We start from the raw sequence: 14,777 nt of genomic DNA, 5'->3' as shown, positions 1-14,777 counted from the left end.
CGAAGGAGATCCGTCTGCGCAAGAAGTTCCTGACCGAAAGCGACCGCAAGAAGGCCTCGCGCGGCTGATCGGACCCTCGTGACCGACACTGCCTACAACCCGGATCCTCACAAGCATCCGGGGCTTCACCTGATCGCCTTGCTGGAAGCCAGCAAGGCGGTCCTGGCGCTGCTGGCTGCCACCGGGCTGGAAGTACTCGGCCCGCAGCCCCTGCGTGATGGGGTCAATGCCCTGATCCGGCGTTTCAGCCTGGACCCGGATCACGGCACCCTGCCCTCGCTGCTCAACATGATCAGCCCCGATGCCGTGCACCTGGCCGCTGCTGCCATGGTCGCGTACGGCATCCTGCATCTTTTCGAGGCCTGGGGCCTCTGGCGCGCCAAGGCCTGGGCCTCCTGGCTGGGCTGCGTCACCGCCGGCATCTACCTGCCGTTCGACATCTTCGCGATCATCCGCCACCCGGGCTGGGCCTCGTGGTCGGTACTGGTGATCAACCTCATCGTGGTCGGCGTGCTCGCCCGCGACATCCGCAAGCGCCATGGTCCGGCCCAGCCGTCGGCCTGAAAGTTGCCAAGCGCGCCGGAGGCTGGTTAGCCTGAGCACGGGTAGCGGGGATACACGGATGCGCGTGCCACTCACATCACTGTTGTTGGCCCTCGTGGTGCTGGGCTGCACGCCCTCGCCTGCGCGGCTGTTCAACCAGGCGCATGCGGCGGCACCGGCCGAGACGCCGTTCGCCTATGCGGAGGCCGACATTACCCAGCTGCAGGCCGCGATGGCCGCCGGCGAGCTGGACAGCGTCACCCTGACCCGCGCCTACCTGGAGCGGATCGCGCGACTGGACCGGTCCGGGCCGCGCCTCAACGCGGTGCTGGAGCTAAACCCGGATGCGCTGAAGGAAGCGGCCGCGCTGGACGCCGAACGCCGCCGTGGGCAGCTGCGCGGGCCCCTGCATGGCATCCCGCTGCTGCTCAAGGACAACATCGGCGCACGCCCGATGGCCACCAGTGCCGGCTCGCTGGCGCTGACCGGCTTCCGCCCGGACGACGCGTTCCTGGTCACCCGGCTGCGCGCAGCCGGCGCGCTGATCCTGGGCAAGACCAACCTCAGCGAATGGGCCAACTTCCGTTCCAGCGAATCGATCTCGGGCTGGAGCGCGCGCGGTGGCCAGACCCGCAACCCCTACCGGCTCGGCTACTCGCCCTGCGGCTCCAGCAGCGGCAGCGCGGTAGCGGTCTCGGCCAACCTGGCGGCCGCTGCCGTAGGGACCGAAACCGACGGCAGCATTGTCTGCCCGGCCGCGATGAACGGCGTGGTCGGGCTCAAGCCGACAGTCGGACTGGTCAGTCGCGACGGCATCGTGCCGATCTCCTTCAGCCAGGACACCGCCGGCCCGATCACCCGCAGCGTGGCCGACGCGGCCGCCCTGCTTACCGCGATGGCCGGCCGCGACGACGCCGACCCGGCGACGGCCACCATGCCCGGCCGCGCGGTGTACGACTACACCGCACGACTGACCCCGGACGGCCTGCGCGGCGCCCGCATCGGCGTGCTGCACGGTCCGCTGGACCAGTTGCCGGGGGTGGCACCGGCCCTGCAGCACGCGGTGGGCGTGCTGCGCGACGCTGGCGCGGCGGTGGTGCCGGTACAGCTGCCGACCCAGGGCCAGTGGGAAGACGCCGAACAGGTGGTGCTGCAGCACGAGTTCAAGGCCGGCATGCAGCGCTACCTGACCCGCCACCAGGCACCGGTGCGCGACCTGGACGGGATCATCGCCTACAACCGCGAGCACGCCGACAAGGAGCTGGTGCTGTTCGGCCAGGACCTGATGGAGAGCGCCGCGCAGGCCGACGGGCTGGGCAGCGCCGCCTACATCGCCGCACGCACCCAGGCGCGCCGCCTGGCCGGTCCGGAGGGAATCGACGCAGTGCTCAAGGCCGAACGCCTGGACGCGCTGGTGGCGCCCACCACGGGCACGGCGTGGCCGATCCGCACCGGCGAAACCGACGCATTTCCCGGCGGCAACTACAGTGCCGCTGCCGTGGCGGGCTACCCCAGCCTGAGCGTGCCGATGGCGCACGTGAATGGGCTTCCCCTGGGCCTGCTGTTCATGGGTACCGCGTGGAGCGAGCCGAAGCTCATCGAGCTGGCCTACGACTACGAACAGCGCACGCGGGCGCGCAAGCCGCCGGGCTTCGGCAGCGACGCCTCCCGGTAACCGTCACCCCACCTTGGCCTCGTCGACCGGGACCAGCGCCGGCGGGCCATCCTCGGCACCGGGCGAACGTACGTCGTCGGCCGGTTGCGAGCGCGGGCTGCGGGTAGGCGGATCGTCGCGCTCGAGCAGTTCGGCGCGGGTGCGCGGCAGCGCCTGCGGGTGCTCGCGGGCGAGGAAATCGAGCATGCGTTCGCGCACGATGCAACGCAGGTCGAACGCGTCGCCGGAGTTGCGCGCGCTGACCAGCAGGCGCACCTGCAGGGTGTGTTCGCTGGTTTCGGTGACCTGGGTGACGCAGACGCGGCCATCCCAGAGCGGTTCGCCCTTGCAGATGCGCTCGAGCTCGGCGCGGATCGCCACGATCGGTGCGCGGTAATCCAGCCACAGGAACGCGGTACCGAGCAGGTCGGCGCTGCGTCGGGTCCAGTTCTGGAAGGGGTTTTCGATGAACCAGGTCAGCGGCACCACCATGCGCCGCTCGTCCCAGATCCGCACCACCACGTAGCTGCTGCCGATCTCTTCGACCCGGCCCCACTCGCCTTCCACGATCACCACGTCGTCCAGCCGGATGGGCTGGGTCAGCGCAATCTGCAGCCCCGCGATGAGGTTGCCGAATACCGGCTTGGCCGCGATGCCGGCGACCAGGCCGATGATGCCGGCCGAGGCCAGCAGTGCGGTGCCGATCTGCCGCACCATCGGGAAGGTAAGCAGCACCATGGAGGCGCCGACCAGGATGATCGCACCCATCAGCACGCGGCTGAGCACGCGGGTCTGGGTCTGGATGCGCCGCGCGGCGAGGTTGTCGGCGACCTCCATGGGGTTGTCGCGCAGGATCGCCTGTTCGCCGGCGGCCACGGCGCGCACCAGCAGCCAGATGAAGCAGGCGGTCAGGCCGATGTGCAGCAGGCGCAGGGACTGGTCGAGCCAGCGTCCGTCCAGCGGAGTGGCTTCGAGTGCGGGAATCAGCACCAGCATCGGCAGCGCGAAGGCGAGCGGACGGCTGATCACGCGCGCGATGCGCGCACGCCGGTAGTCGCGGCCCTTGAGCCGACGGGTCAGCAGCATCAGCAGCCACCAGCCGGTGATGCCGACCGCCAGGGCGATCCCGATCGGCCACAGGTACGCTGAGGCCATCTGCCAGTCCACTCGCATGCGTGCTCCCGCATTGATTCAATACGGGACCCACGTTGCCAGAACCGGGATGATCGTCATGTAGGGACACGCCATGCGTGTCCGTGGGGCAACCCGGATGTTTCAGCCACGCAGGGCGTGGCTTTACCGCGGACGCGACGTTTACGCCGTCGCACTACCCTGCTTGCGCACGATCGCCATCGCAATTTCCAGCGACTGTTCGTAATTCAGGCGCGGATCCACCGAAGAACGGTAGGCACGCTCCAGGTCGCGCTCGGTCAGTTCGCGCGCGCCACCGGTGCACTCGGTGACGTCCTCGCCGGTCAGCTCCAGGTGCACGCCACCGAGGCGGGTGCCGGCTGCGGCATGCAGGTCGAAGGACAGTTCGACTTCGCTGCGCACGTTGTCGAAGCGGCGGGTCTTGAAGCCGTTGCTGGTGCTTTCGGTGTTGCCGTGCATGGCGTCGCACACCCACAGCACGCGACGCCCATCGCGCTTGACGGCTTCCAGCAGCGGCGGCAGCTTCTCGGCGATCTGCGCGGCCCCCATGCGGTGGATGAAGCTGAGGCGGCCGGGTTCGTCGTCAGGGTTGAGCACGTCGATCAGGCGCAGCAGCTGGTCGGGCTGCACGGAGGGGCCGACCTTGATCGCAATCGGGTTGCGCACGCCGCGCAGGTATTCGACGTGGGCGCCATCGAGTGCGGCGGTGCGCATGCCGATCCACGGATAGTGGGTGCTCAGGTTCAACCAGCCGTGCTGGCGCGGGACCTGGCGGGTCAATGCCTGTTCGTAGGGCAGCAGCAGGGCTTCGTGCGAGGTGTAGAAGTCGATGCGGTTGAGGTTGTACACCTGGGCACCGGAAAGGGTCTCCATGAAGTGCACGGCGTCGCCGATCGAGGAGACCATCTTCTGGTAGTCGGTGGCCAGCGGCGAGTGCCGCACCCAGTCCAGGTTCCAGTACTCGGGATGGTGCAGGTCGGCGAAGCCGCCATCGATCAGGGCGCGCACGAAGTTCATGGTCATGGCCGAGTGCGCGTGGGCCTGGAGCATCCGTCGCGGATCGGGCAGGCGGGCGGCTTCGGTGAACTCGGGTGCGTTGATCACGTCGCCGCGGTAGCTCGGCAGGGTGACGCCATCGCGGGTCTCGGTGTCGGCCGAGCGCGGCTTGGCGTACTGCCCGGCGAAACGACCGACACGGATGACCGGCTTGCGCATGCCATGCACCAGCACCAGGCTCATCTGCAGCAGGACTTTGAGCCGGTTGGAGATGGTGGTGGATTCGCAGTCGCTGAAGTTCTCGGCGCAGTCGCCGCCCTGCAGGAGGAAGCGCTTGCCTTCCTGGGCCTCGGCCAGCTGCTGCTTGAGCGAAAGGATCTCCCAGGAGGTCACCAGCGGCGGCAGGCGCTTGAGCTCATGCAGGGCGGCGTCGAGCGCGACCGGGTCGGGATAGGTCGGCATCTGCAGCGCGGGCCGGCCGCGCCAGCTCTCGGGCGACCAGTCGGTCGGCACGGAAGCGTTGGGGGTGGCACGGCCGGAGGCAGTCATCTCAGTATCCAGTCAATCGAGAGGGTAAACGAGCAATCAGTGGCGGCGGGCAACGCGGCGGAAGCTGACCAGCAGCGCCCACAGGCCCAGCACGATGAACCACACCAGGCTCCACATCGGCATGGTCAGGCCGAGGAAGGTCCAGTCGATGTTGCCGCAGTTGCCGGTACCGGTAAGAACGGTGCGGAACACTTCGAACGGCCCCATGGTTTCGCTCAGGAACGACAGCGGGGGGCCGCAGCTGGAGCCCATGTCCTGCGGCAGCATCTGCACGTACACGTGGCGCCCGGCAATGCCGATACCCACCGCGGCGGCAATGAAGGCCAACACGCCATAGGTGATGCGCCCGGGGCGGTCGCGCGGACCGTGCAGTGCGCCGATCAGGAACAACAGGCCGAGCGCGGCGAACGCAATACGCTGGAAGATGCAGAGCGGGCATGGTTCCAGGCCCATCTTCAGCTGCAGCCAGATCGCGTAGCCCAGCAGGGCGGCGCAGACCAGGAACCCCAGCAGGAACTGGGCGCGGTAATTCCAGCGCAATGGATTCATTGCATGTACTCGTGAATAGTCCAGGCGCCAAGATTAACAGGGTGGTGATTGGGTTGGCCTGTGGCGTATTGCCGTATGTCGGCGTCAGTTGCCGACTGCACTGTTCTGTTTGTATCTGGGCGAACAGCTGCAGGGCTGAAGGCTCCACTGCCCGGCCACGCCGGGGATGGGTTTGCGGGGGACGCCGTAAACCCATCCATGGGGGCTAAGTCGCCGCATCCATGCGGCTCATTCCCCCGCAAACCCATCCCCGACGTGGCCCCGAAGTTGCGTCGGTGCGCATGGAGCCCAATGGCTGGGCGTGAGAGGCCGCGATCTGGGGCACGCCGGGCACTCCCGGCCCTTCTTCGTTGGGGAAGAGCAGCCGGGCAGAGCCCGGCGACCTACCGATCACGACCTCCCACGCCCCGCCGATGGGCCACATGCTCACCGACCAACTCGCTGGGCCCCGGCCGGTGCGGGTTTGCGGGGGAATGAGCGGCATGGATGCCGCGACTTAGCCCCCATGGATGGGTTTACGGCGTCCCCCGCAAACCCGCACCGGTCGGGGCCCCACAGTGACCAGCGAATCACCAGCGCCTTTGACGTTGACGTTGACGTTGACGTTGACCTTAGAGAAAGCACACAACAAAAAACCCGGCACAAGGCCGGGTTTCTCGATGATTCTTGGGTACCGCCAGTCGAAGATTATTCTTCGACGGCTTCGGCAACGGCCGGGCGGTCAACCAGTTCCACGTAGGCCATCGGCGCGTTGTCGCCGGCGCGGAAACCGCACTTCAGCAGGCGCAGGTAGCCGCCCGGGCGGTTCGCGTAACGCGGGCCCAGGGTGGTGAACAGGTTGCCAACGGCTTCGTTGTCGCGCAGACGGGCGAAGGCCAGACGGCGGTTGGCGACGGAGTCGACCTTGGCCAGGGTGATCAGCGGCTCGGCAACGCGGCGCAGTTCCTTGGCCTTCGGCAGGGTGGTCTTGATCAGCTCGTGCTTGAACAGCGAGGCGGCCATGTTCTTGAACATCGCTTCGCGGTGGGCGCTGGTGCGGCTGAACTTACGGCCAGACTTCTGGTGACGCATGGTGATATTCCTTGGTTAATGATGAGGCTGTGCGGATCGTTGTCGCCTTCCTGGCGTTGCTGCGCGGACTGCGGTTGGTCCTGGCCGCCCGTCCTGGACGACCTGCCCCGCGAACCTTCGGTTCGTCGTGGCATGTTGTGTTGCGTTGAAGGCCCCACCGCGAACGGTGGAGCCTTCAGGCATTACCGATATCAGCCCAGCATGCCGTGGCTGGCGACGCCGGCCGGCGGCCAGTTCTCCAGCTTCATGCCGAGCGACAGGCCGCGCTGAGCCAGCACTTCCTTGATCTCGGTGAGCGACTTCTTGCCCAGGTTCGGGGTCTTCAGCAGCTCCACTTCGGTCTTCTGGATCAGATCGCCGATGTAGTAGATGCTTTCAGCCTTCAGGCAGTTGGCCGAACGCACGGTCAGCTCCAGATCGTCGATCGGGCGCAGCAGCACCGGATCCACGCCGTTGTTGGCCGGCTTCGCCGCACCGCGGTCGCGGTGGGTGAAGTCACCGAACACCGACAGCTGGTCGCTGAGGATGTCGGCGGCGGTGCGCACGGCTTCCTCGGCGTCGATGGTGCCGTTGGTCTCGATATCGATGACCAGCTTGTCCAGGTCGGTACGCTGTTCGACGCGGGCCGCTTCAACGGCATAGGCGACGCGGCGGACCGGCGAGAACGAGGCATCCAGGACCAGGCGGCCGATGGCACGGGTTTCTTCGTCCGGACGACGACGCGCGGCAGCCGGCTGGTAGCCGAAACCACGTTCGATCTTCAGACGCATGTTGATCGCCGTATCCTTGGTCAGGTGGCAGATCACGTGTTCGCCGTTCAGGATCTCCACATTGTGGTCGACCTTGATATCGGCAGCGGTGACAACGCCCGGGCCCTGCTTGGACAGGGACAGGGTGGCGCTGTCGCCGGAGTGCATACGGATGGCCACGTCCTTCAGGTTCAGCAGGACTTCGAGCACGTCCTCCTGCAGACCTTCGACCGTGGTGTACTCATGCAACACGCCGTCGATTTCGACTTCCGTGATGGCGAAGCCCGGGATGGACGACAGCAGCACGCGACGCAGGGCATTACCCAGCGTATGCCCGTAACCCCGCTCCAAAGGTTCGATAACGACCTTTGCACGGGTGTCGGTAAGGCGTTCGATCTGCGGACCGCGAGGACGCAGAACCTGGTTGGCGGTAACCGTCATGTTGCGGGTTCTCCTAGTGAACCCCCGGCCGTCGCCGGGGGCTCTCCAATGTGAATTACTTCGAATACAGCTCGACGATCAGCGCTTCGTTGATGTCCGCAGGCAGATCCGAACGATCCGGAACAGCCTTGAAGATGCCGGTGAACTTGCCGGAATCCACTTCAACCCACGACGGGCTCAGGTCATGCTGGGCGGCGACGGTCAGGGCTTCCTGGACGCGCAGCTGCTTGGCAGCCTTTTCAGACAGGGCGATGGCGTCGCCAGCCTTGACCTGGTACGAAGCCAGGTTGACCGACTTGCCATTCACGGTGACGCCGCGGTGCGACACCAGCTGACGGGCAGCCGGACGGGTCACGGCGAAGCCCATGCGGTAGACGACGTTGTCCAGGCGGGTTTCCAGCAGCTGCAGCAGGTTCTCGCCAGTGTTGCCCTTCTTGGTCGAGGCCTTCTTGTAGTAGTTGCGGAACTGACGCTCCAGCAGGCCGTAGATACGCTTGACCTTCTGCTTTTCACGCAGCTGGGTGGCGTAGTCGGACAGCTTGCCCTTGCGGGCAGTGGCGCCGTGCTGGCCGGGCTTCTGCTCCAGCTTGCACTTCGAGTCCAGCGCACGCGCCGGGCTCTTCAGGGACAGGTCGGCGCCTTCGCGACGGGCGAGCTTACAGGTAGGACCGATATAACGAGCCATTTCTTATCGCTCCCTTTAGACGCGACGCTTCTTCGGCGGACGGCACCCGTTGTGCGGGATAGGCGTCACGTCGATGATGTTGGTGATCTTGTAGCCGACGTTGTTCAACGAACGCACGGCCGACTCACGGCCCGGACCCGGGCCCTTGATGCGGACTTCCAGCGACTTCACGCCGTAGTCCAGCGCAGCACGACCGGCCTTTTCAGCAGCCACCTGGGCAGCGAACGGGGTCGACTTGCGCGAACCGCGGAAGCCAGCGCCACCGGAGGTCGCCCACGACAGAGCGTTGCCCTGGCGGTCGGTGATGGTGACGATGGTGTTGTTGAACGAAGCGTGGACATGGGCAACGCCGTCGGTGACGACGCGCTTGATCTTCTTCTTGGTCTTAGCAGCGGGCTTAGCCATTTCTCAGTCCCTTACTTCTTGATCGCCTTGCGCGGACCCTTGCGGGTGCGGGCGTTGGTACGGGTGCGCTGGCCACGCAGCGGGAGGCCACGACGGTGACGCAGGCCGCGGTAGCAGCCCAGGTCCATCAGGCGCTTGATCGCGATGCCGATCTCACGGCGCAGATCGCCTTCCACGATGTACTTGCCGACTTCGGCGCGCAGGCGCTCGATTTCCGGCTCCGACAGATCGCGGATCTTGGTGGTCGAAGCAACGCCTGCGACTTCGCAGACCTTCTTCGAACGGGTACGGCCGATGCCGTAAATGCTTTGCAACCCGACCCAGACGTGCTTCTGGGCTGGCAGGTTGACGCCTGCAATACGCGCCATGACGCGGTTCTCCAGCTGAGTGATGGCCGACAGCGCACCTTGAAGGCGCGCGGTTCCGGCGGGATGGATCAAAAATTGAACCAGCAATACTAACAAGGTTCCGGTGTGCTTGGAAGCCCGTGAAACCTGAAAGGTTTCATGGACCCGGCCCAGGGAGTGTGCCCAGGCTCCGGCGCCGGATCAGGTTGACCTCGATGGAAGGACCCTTGCGAGCCCTTCCCCGGTGTCGCCCGCGCTACTCCAGCGCGGAACCACCCGATCTCACCCCCACCCGGAACCGCTGCGGGGGCCGCCCTTCGTTTGTGTGGCCAGGTCCGCGAAGCGGAGGACCATCACGTCAGGAAGACGAAAGTGTAACAGGCTTATCAGCCGCGGGCAAAACCGCCGCGGTTGCCGCCCTTCAGGTTGGCCTTCTTCAGCAGGCTCTCGTACTGGTGGGACATCAGGTGCGCCTGCACCTGGGCGATGAAGTCCATCACCACCACCACCACGATCAGCAGCGAAGTACCACCGAAGTAGAACGAGGCGTTCAGCTGCGTGCGCATCAGTTCCGGCAGCAGGCAGACAATCACCAGATAGGCCGAGCCGGCCGCGGTCAGGCGGGTCAGCACGCCGTCGATGTAGTCGGCGGTGGCCTTGCCCGGACGGATACCCGGAATCAGCGCGCCCGACTTCTTCAGGTTGTCGGCGGTTTCCTGCGAGTTGAACACCAGCGCGGTGTAGAAGAACGCGAAACCGGTGATCAGCGCGGCGAACACGATCATGTGCAGCGGCTCGCCCGGGCCCAGCGCGTTGGCGACCTTCTGCAGGACCTGGCCGAAGCTGCTCTGGTTGGCCGCCTGGCCGGACCACATGGCCAGGGTTGCCGGGAAGGCCAGCAGGCTCGAGGCGAAGATCGCCGGGATGACGCCGGCCATGTTGAGCTTCAGCGGCAGGAACGAGGTCTGGTTCATGTACGCATTGCGACCACCCTGGCGGCGCGCGTAGTTGACCGTGATCCGGCGCTGGCCACGCTCGACGAACACCACGAAGAAGGTGAAGGCGAGCACGACGATGGCGATCAGCAGCAGCTGGATGAACTGGATGTTGCCGTCGCGGTAGGCGTCGAAGGTGTGGATGATCGCACCCGGCAGGCCAGCGACGATACCGGCGAAGATGATCAACGACACACCGTTGCCGATGCCGCGCTCGGTGACCTGCTCACCAACCCACATCAGGAACATGGTGCCGGCGGTCAGCGCGACCACGGCGGTGAGCACGAAGCCCATGCCCGGTGCGTACACGACCGGAGCGCCCGACGGCGAGACCTGGCCCTGCAGGGCCAGCGCGATCGAACCGCCCTGCGCCACTGCCAGCAGCACGGCGCCGATGCGCGAATACTGGGTGATCTTGCGACGGCCGGACTCACCTTCCTTCTGCATCGCCTTCAGGGCGGGGAAGATGTGCACGGCCAGCTGCATCACGATCGATGCCGAGATGTACGGCATCACGTTCAGCGCGAAGATGCTGAAACGGTGCAGGGCGCCGCCCGAGAACATGTTGAACATGTCCACGATGCCGCCGCCCTGCTGTTGCATCATGGCAAGCATGGCATCGGGATTGACGCCCGGCACCGGCACGTAGCAGCCGATGCGATAGACGATCAAAGCCCCGACGACGAACAGCAAACGTTGGCGAAGTTCAGTGAACTTGCCCATTCCGCCCGCGAGGTTACCGATGCCAGCTTGCGCCATGATTTTCTTACTCCGTTACGCTGCCGCCGGCAGCTTCGATCGCGGCCTTGGCACCCGCCGTGGCAGCGATACCCTTCAGGGTGAACGCCTTGGTCACTTCGCCCTTGACGACGACCTTGGCCTTCTTCGCAGTGCTCGGGACCAGCTTGGCAGCACGCAGGGCGGCGAAGTCGATCTCACCGGCCGGCAGCTTGTCCAGCGCGTACAGCAGCACTTCAGCGGTGTCCTTGGCGATCGGCGAACGGAAGCCGATCTTCGGCAGACGACGCTGCATGGGGGTCTGGCCGCCTTCGAAGCCAGCCTTGATCTTGCCGCCACCCTTACGGGCGAACGAACCCTTGTGGCCGCGGCCGGCAGTCTTGCCCAGGCCCGAGCCGATACCGCGACCGACGCGGGTGCGCTCGGTGCGGGCGCCCGGTGCCGGGCTCAGTTCATTGAGACGCAGAGTCATGATCGATTACTCCTCAACCTTGACGAGGTAGTGAACGGTGTTGATCAGACCGCGAACCTGCGGGCTGTCCTTCAGTTCACGCACATCGTTGAGCTTGTTCAGACCCAGAGCACGCACCGACAGGCGGTGACGCGACTGAGCACCACGCAGGCCGCGCACCAGGCGCACCTTCACAGTCTTGTTGGACTCATTAGCCATGGTTGAGTTCCTCCACCTTCTTGCCGCGCTTGGCCGCGATGCGGGCCGGCGACTGCGCAGCAGACAGGCCCTTCACGGTGGCACGCACCAGGTTGATCGGGTTGCGCGAACCGGTGGCCTTGGCCAGCACGTTCTTCACGCCAACGGCTTCCAGCACGGCGCGCATGGCACCGCCGGCGATGACGCCGGTACCTTCCGAAGCCGGCTGCATGAACACGCGGGCTGCGCCGTGACCATCCTTGATGGTGTGCCACAGGGTGCCGTTGTTCAGGTCAACGCTGACCAGGTTCTTGCGGGCCTGCTCCATCGACTTCTGGATGGCGACCGGCACTTCGCGGGCCTTGCCATAGCCGAAACCGACCTTGCCTTCGCCGTCGCCGACCACGGTCAGGGCGGTGAAGGTGAACTGGCGGCCACCCTTGACGGTCTTGCTGACGCGGTTGACCGCGACCAGCTTTTCGATCATGCCGTCGTCGACTTTCTCTTCGCGGTTACGGTCGCGATCGCGACCCCGCTGCTGACGCTCTTCTGCCATTTTGATTCCTTGGTAGTTTGGGTATGTACGGCTCGGGGCCGCTTATGGTTGTGGAATGTCGCGTTGTTCCGGTGGACCACTGCAGAAGAGTGGCGCCGTCCAGCCTCACTCAGGCGGGCGAGCAGGCGGGCAGGAGACCACAGGTCCCCTGCCCTTATCCCTTAGAACTGCAGGCCGGCTTCGCGGGCGGCTTCTGCCAGGGCCTTGATGCGGCCGTGGTAGCGGTAGCCCGAACGATCGAAGGCAACCTTCTCGACGCCGGCGGCCTTGGCGCGCTCAGCGACGATGCGGCCGACCTTGGCGGCGGCGTCGGCGTTCTTGCCGTTCTTCAGACCTTCCATGACGTCGGTCTGGGTGGTGTTGGCAGCAGCCAGCACCTTGGAACCGTCGGCGGTGAAGACCTGGGCGTACAGGTGCTGGCCGGTGCGCAGCACCGACAGGCGGGCGACGCCGAGCTCACGGATGTGGGCGCGGGTCGACTTGGCGCGACGCAGGCGGGCGATGTTCTTGTTCATTTTGATTGTTCCTTGAAAGCTGAAGGATGGGCTTTTCCCTGAGGAGTCCGCACATGGATGTGCGGGCTCTTGCGAGGGACTCGCACTTACGCCTTCTTGGCTTCCTTACGGATGATGACTTCGTCGGAGTACTTCACGCCCTTGCCCTTGTACGGCTCCGGCTTGCGGAACGCACGGATCTTGGCGGCAACTTCACCGACGACCTGCTTGTCAGCGCCCTGGACCAGGATCTCGGTCTGGGTCGGGGTGGTGATGGTGATGCCTTCCGGCGCCACGAACACGACCGGGTGCGAGAAACCGAGCGACAGGCTCAGGTCCTTGCCCTGCATGGCAGCACGGTAACCGACGCCGACCAGCTCGAGCTTGCGCTCGAAACCTTCGGTAACGCCCTTGACCATGTTGGCCAGGATGGCGCGCACGGTACCGGTCAGCGGGACCAGGTTCGCGTCGTTGGCGGCCAGGGTGGCAACGCCGTCTTCGATGGTGACTTCAACGCCAGCAACCTTCGGCAGCACCAGGGTGCCCTTCGGGCCCTTCACGCTGATGGATTCCGGCTGGATGTTCAGTTCAACGCCCTTGGGCAGGTTGACCGGCTTCTTGGCTACGCGGGACATAACTTTCTCCTTCTCGCCTTAGGCCACGAAGCACAGGACTTCGCCGCCGACGCCCAACTGGCGCGCCTGCGCATCAGTCATGATGCCCTTGGAGGTCGAAATGATGGAAATGCCCAGGCCGTTCAGGACCTTCGGCAGCTCGGACTTGCCACGGTACTGGCGCAGACCCGAACGCGAGAAGCGCTTCAGGGTCTCGATGACCGGCTTGCCCTCGAAATACTTCAGGACGATTTCAAGCTCGGCCTTGTTGTTCTCGGTCTTGGTCACGCGCAGGTCGGTGATGTAGCCTTCGGCCTTCAACACTTCTGCGATTGCAACCTTGATCTTGGAGGACGGTGCCTTCACCGTCTGCTTGCCCACCGCGGCCGCATTCTTGATGCGTACCAGCAGGTCGGCGATGGGATCAGTCATGCTCATAGTCGATACCTTTGAGTGCACCGATATCCGCTTTCGCGAAAATCTAGCTGTTTTTGAAAATCTGGGATGGGCCAGGACCCTTGGAACATGAACCAGCGGGCAGCGCCCCCTGCTTCAGCGGGACAGAGCCCCGCTCTACCCCCTGCCCCTGACGAGGCAAGACCGGGAGTATACGACAAAAAGAGCCCGACTTGCGTCGGGCTCTTTCGAGAGAGGATGAACCTGAACAGGTTCACCCTCTTCCAGGGAATGATCCCTTACCAGCTTGCCTTGCGCAGGCCCGGCACGTCGCCGCGCATGGTGGCTTCGCGCAGCTTGTTACGGCCGAGGCCGAACTTGCTGTAAACGCCACGCGGACGGCCCGACAGTTCGCAACGGTTGCGGTGGCGGCTCGGCGACGAATCGCGCGGCAGCTTCTGCAACTTGATCACGGCCTGTTCCTTCTCTTCGTACGAGGCGGTCGTGCTGGAGATGATCTTCTTCAGCTCTTCACGCTTGCCGGCGTACTTCACTGCCAGCTTCGCACGCTTCAGGTCGCGGTTGACCATGGAGGTCTTTGCCATTTCGGTATCCTCGACGTATCAGTTACGGAACGGGAACTTGAACGCTGCGAGCAGCGCCTTCGCTTCCGCGTCGGTCTTGGCGGTGGTGGTGATGGCGATATCCATGCCGCGGATCGCGTCGACAGCGTCGAAGTCGATTTCCGGGAAGATGATCTGTTCCTTCACACCCATGTTGAAGTTGCCGCGACCGTCGAAGGAACGACCCGAGACACCACGGAAGTCGCGCACGCGCGGCAGCGAGATGTTGATCAGGCGGTCCAGGAACTCATACATCTTGGCGCGACGCAGCGTGGTCTTGCAGCCGATCGGCCAACCATCACGGATCTTGAACGAAGCCACCGACACGCGGGACTTGGTCACGATCGGCTTCTGGCCGGAGATCTTGGACATGTCGGCGACGGCATTTTCCAGGATCTTCTTGTTGGTCGCCGCTTCGCCGACACCCATGTTCAGGGTGACCTTGACCAGCTTCGGGACCTGCATCGGATTGGTGTAGCCGAACTGCTTCATCAGCGCCGGCACCACTTCTTCCTGGTAGAACTTTTCGAGACGGGAACTCATCTTCTCATTCCTCAGGCGTCGAGCGCCT

The 14,777-nt window shown here is 65.1% G+C and carries 19 protein-coding genes; 2 read left to right on the top strand and 17 right to left on the bottom strand.

Annotated elements, in window-relative coordinates; genetic code table 11:
• The first annotated feature begins 78 nt into the window (after positions 1-78).
• Positions 79-564 (top strand): DUF2127 domain-containing protein, encoded by a 486-nt coding sequence (locus RYM47_RS19060; protein WP_315390037.1) that lies wholly within the window; start codon positions 79-81, stop codon positions 562-564.
• Positions 565-622: 58 nt separating this feature from the next.
• Positions 623-2,218 carry an amidase gene (locus tag RYM47_RS19055; protein WP_315390036.1) on the top strand — a complete coding sequence of 532 codons (1,596 nt, stop codon included), beginning with the start codon at positions 623-625 and terminating at the stop codon, positions 2,216-2,218.
• A gap of 3 nt (positions 2,219-2,221) precedes the next feature.
• Here the strand turns inward: RYM47_RS19055 and RYM47_RS19050 are convergent, their stop codons facing one another.
• From RYM47_RS19050 to rplE, 17 genes are all read right to left on the bottom strand, one after another.
• Positions 2,222-3,370, bottom strand: coding sequence for a mechanosensitive ion channel domain-containing protein (locus RYM47_RS19050; protein ID WP_315390034.1), 1,149 nt, complete (start codon positions 3,368-3,370; stop codon positions 2,222-2,224).
• A 141-nt stretch (positions 3,371-3,511) separates the two neighbouring features.
• Entirely contained in the window at positions 3,512-4,894 is a 1,383-nt protein-coding gene (locus RYM47_RS19045; RefSeq protein WP_315390032.1) for a 3-deoxy-7-phosphoheptulonate synthase class II, read from the bottom strand.
• Between the two features lie 36 nt (positions 4,895-4,930).
• Positions 4,931-5,443, bottom strand: a complete 513-nt coding sequence (locus RYM47_RS19040; protein ID WP_315390031.1) for a disulfide bond formation protein B — start codon at positions 5,441-5,443, stop codon at positions 4,931-4,933.
• A 687-nt stretch (positions 5,444-6,130) separates the two neighbouring features.
• Positions 6,131-6,514 carry a 50S ribosomal protein L17 gene (gene rplQ / locus RYM47_RS19035; protein WP_315390030.1) on the bottom strand — a complete coding sequence of 128 codons (384 nt, stop codon included), beginning with the start codon at positions 6,512-6,514 and terminating at the stop codon, positions 6,131-6,133.
• Between the two features lie 191 nt (positions 6,515-6,705).
• A complete protein-coding gene (rpoA, locus tag RYM47_RS19030; RefSeq protein ID WP_010483975.1) occupies positions 6,706-7,704 on the bottom strand; it encodes a DNA-directed RNA polymerase subunit alpha in 999 nt (332 codons plus the stop codon).
• 55 nt (positions 7,705-7,759) lie between these two features.
• A complete protein-coding gene (gene rpsD, locus RYM47_RS19025; RefSeq protein WP_004145446.1) occupies positions 7,760-8,389 on the bottom strand; it encodes a 30S ribosomal protein S4 in 630 nt (209 codons plus the stop codon).
• Positions 8,390-8,404: 15 nt separating this feature from the next.
• Positions 8,405-8,794, bottom strand: coding sequence for a 30S ribosomal protein S11 (rpsK, locus tag RYM47_RS19020; protein ID WP_004145443.1), 390 nt, complete (start codon positions 8,792-8,794; stop codon positions 8,405-8,407).
• A gap of 11 nt (positions 8,795-8,805) precedes the next feature.
• Positions 8,806-9,162, bottom strand: a complete 357-nt coding sequence (rpsM, locus tag RYM47_RS19015; protein WP_004154500.1) for a 30S ribosomal protein S13 — start codon at positions 9,160-9,162, stop codon at positions 8,806-8,808.
• A gap of 365 nt (positions 9,163-9,527) precedes the next feature.
• Positions 9,528-10,895 carry a preprotein translocase subunit SecY gene (gene secY, locus RYM47_RS19010; protein ID WP_315390028.1) on the bottom strand — a complete coding sequence of 456 codons (1,368 nt, stop codon included), beginning with the start codon at positions 10,893-10,895 and terminating at the stop codon, positions 9,528-9,530.
• 7 nt (positions 10,896-10,902) lie between these two features.
• A complete protein-coding gene (gene rplO, locus RYM47_RS19005; protein ID WP_004154498.1) occupies positions 10,903-11,346 on the bottom strand; it encodes a 50S ribosomal protein L15 in 444 nt (147 codons plus the stop codon).
• A gap of 6 nt (positions 11,347-11,352) precedes the next feature.
• On the bottom strand, positions 11,353-11,544 hold the full coding sequence (gene rpmD, locus RYM47_RS19000; RefSeq protein WP_004145412.1) for a 50S ribosomal protein L30: 192 nt from the start codon (positions 11,542-11,544) through the stop codon (positions 11,353-11,355).
• Positions 11,537-12,079: a 30S ribosomal protein S5 gene (gene rpsE / locus RYM47_RS18995; RefSeq protein ID WP_004145411.1), complete on the bottom strand. Its 543-nt coding sequence runs from the start codon at positions 12,077-12,079 to the stop codon at positions 11,537-11,539. Before rpsE ends, rpmD begins: the two co-directional genes overlap by 8 nt.
• Before the next feature lie 161 nt (positions 12,080-12,240).
• Positions 12,241-12,600 (bottom strand): 50S ribosomal protein L18, encoded by a 360-nt coding sequence (gene rplR / locus RYM47_RS18990; RefSeq protein ID WP_024957318.1) that lies wholly within the window; start codon positions 12,598-12,600, stop codon positions 12,241-12,243.
• An 80-nt stretch (positions 12,601-12,680) separates the two neighbouring features.
• Positions 12,681-13,208 (bottom strand): 50S ribosomal protein L6, encoded by a 528-nt coding sequence (gene rplF / locus RYM47_RS18985; protein WP_315390025.1) that lies wholly within the window; start codon positions 13,206-13,208, stop codon positions 12,681-12,683.
• 18 nt (positions 13,209-13,226) lie between these two features.
• Positions 13,227-13,625, bottom strand: a complete 399-nt coding sequence (gene rpsH, locus RYM47_RS18980; protein WP_017355419.1) for a 30S ribosomal protein S8 — start codon at positions 13,623-13,625, stop codon at positions 13,227-13,229.
• Positions 13,626-13,882: 257 nt separating this feature from the next.
• A complete protein-coding gene (rpsN, locus tag RYM47_RS18975) occupies positions 13,883-14,188 on the bottom strand; it encodes a 30S ribosomal protein S14 (RefSeq protein ID WP_068849472.1) in 306 nt (101 codons plus the stop codon).
• 18 nt (positions 14,189-14,206) lie between these two features.
• Positions 14,207-14,749 carry a 50S ribosomal protein L5 gene (gene rplE / locus RYM47_RS18970; protein WP_070209013.1) on the bottom strand — a complete coding sequence of 181 codons (543 nt, stop codon included), beginning with the start codon at positions 14,747-14,749 and terminating at the stop codon, positions 14,207-14,209.
• Between the last annotated feature and the right edge of the window lie 28 nt (positions 14,750-14,777).

This window comes from uncultured Stenotrophomonas sp., from assembly GCF_963519125.1.
Taxonomy (GTDB): Bacteria; Pseudomonadota; Gammaproteobacteria; order Xanthomonadales; family Xanthomonadaceae; genus Stenotrophomonas.
Note: the sequence above shows the minus strand (reverse complement) of the source record. Positions and strands in the feature narration are given on the sequence as shown.

What these genes read in the sequence shown, in the direction of transcription:
- rpsM (WP_004154500.1), bottom strand. Translation starts at nt 9,162, where the DNA reads ATGGCGCGTATTGCAGGCGTCAACCTGCCAGCCCAGAAGCACGTCTGG.
- rpoA (WP_010483975.1), bottom strand. Translation starts at nt 7,704, where the DNA reads ATGACGGTTACCGCCAACCAGGTTCTGCGTCCTCGCGGTCCGCAGATC.
- RYM47_RS19050 (WP_315390034.1), bottom strand. Translation starts at nt 3,370, where the DNA reads ATGCGAGTGGACTGGCAGATGGCCTCAGCGTACCTGTGGCCGATCGGG.
- rplF (WP_315390025.1), bottom strand. Translation starts at nt 13,208, where the DNA reads ATGTCCCGCGTAGCCAAGAAGCCGGTCAACCTGCCCAAGGGCGTTGAA.
- RYM47_RS19045 (WP_315390032.1), bottom strand. Translation starts at nt 4,894, where the DNA reads ATGACTGCCTCCGGCCGTGCCACCCCCAACGCTTCCGTGCCGACCGAC.
- rplQ (WP_315390030.1), bottom strand. Translation starts at nt 6,514, where the DNA reads ATGCGTCACCAGAAGTCTGGCCGTAAGTTCAGCCGCACCAGCGCCCAC.
- secY (WP_315390028.1), bottom strand. Translation starts at nt 10,895, where the DNA reads ATGGCGCAAGCTGGCATCGGTAACCTCGCGGGCGGAATGGGCAAGTTC.
- rpsD (WP_004145446.1), bottom strand. Translation starts at nt 8,389, where the DNA reads ATGGCTCGTTATATCGGTCCTACCTGTAAGCTCGCCCGTCGCGAAGGC.
- rpmD (WP_004145412.1), bottom strand. Translation starts at nt 11,544, where the DNA reads ATGGCTAATGAGTCCAACAAGACTGTGAAGGTGCGCCTGGTGCGCGGC.
- rplE (WP_070209013.1), bottom strand. Translation starts at nt 14,749, where the DNA reads ATGAGTTCCCGTCTCGAAAAGTTCTACCAGGAAGAAGTGGTGCCGGCG.
- RYM47_RS19055 (WP_315390036.1), top strand. Translation starts at nt 623, where the DNA reads ATGCGCGTGCCACTCACATCACTGTTGTTGGCCCTCGTGGTGCTGGGC.
- rpsH (WP_017355419.1), bottom strand. Translation starts at nt 13,625, where the DNA reads ATGAGCATGACTGATCCCATCGCCGACCTGCTGGTACGCATCAAGAAT.
- rplO (WP_004154498.1), bottom strand. Translation starts at nt 11,346, where the DNA reads ATGACTCTGCGTCTCAATGAACTGAGCCCGGCACCGGGCGCCCGCACC.
- rpsE (WP_004145411.1), bottom strand. Translation starts at nt 12,079, where the DNA reads ATGGCAGAAGAGCGTCAGCAGCGGGGTCGCGATCGCGACCGTAACCGC.
- rpsK (WP_004145443.1), bottom strand. Translation starts at nt 8,794, where the DNA reads ATGGCTAAGCCCGCTGCTAAGACCAAGAAGAAGATCAAGCGCGTCGTC.
- RYM47_RS19040 (WP_315390031.1), bottom strand. Translation starts at nt 5,443, where the DNA reads ATGAATCCATTGCGCTGGAATTACCGCGCCCAGTTCCTGCTGGGGTTC.
- rpsN (WP_068849472.1), bottom strand. Translation starts at nt 14,188, where the DNA reads ATGGCAAAGACCTCCATGGTCAACCGCGACCTGAAGCGTGCGAAGCTG.